We start from the raw sequence: 246 nt of genomic DNA, 5'->3' as shown, positions 1-246 counted from the left end.
CCCGGATCAAGGACTTTCTGGGTGCTGCCAACGGCTGGGATCCACCCGGCGCCCAGCCCCGTGGAAACCCCCGCCCGTCAGTCCTCCAGTGGGAACCCGGCGACCAGCCCCACACATGGCGCTGGGCGCCCACCACCCCCGAGATGCTGCCGCACCATCTGAACCACCACGGAGAATCATGACCACAACAGCCGAAGCCCTGGGCCTGCTTCCCGTGCACACCCTGGTGGACGAGCAGACCGGCAT

General features: G+C 67.9%; 1 protein-coding gene. It reads left to right on the top strand.

The annotated features are described in order from the left end of the window. The coding region (locus tag N7568_RS24920; RefSeq protein ID WP_261612323.1) for a hypothetical protein at positions 1-182 on the top strand (182 nt) is incomplete at its 5' end. Positions 183-246 lie beyond the last annotated feature (64 nt).

The sequence above is a fragment of the Paenarthrobacter aurescens genome, assembly GCF_025421775.1.
Classification (GTDB): domain Bacteria; phylum Actinomycetota; class Actinomycetes; order Actinomycetales; family Micrococcaceae; genus Arthrobacter; species Arthrobacter aurescens_B.
Note: the sequence above shows the minus strand (reverse complement) of the source record. Positions and strands in the feature narration are given on the sequence as shown.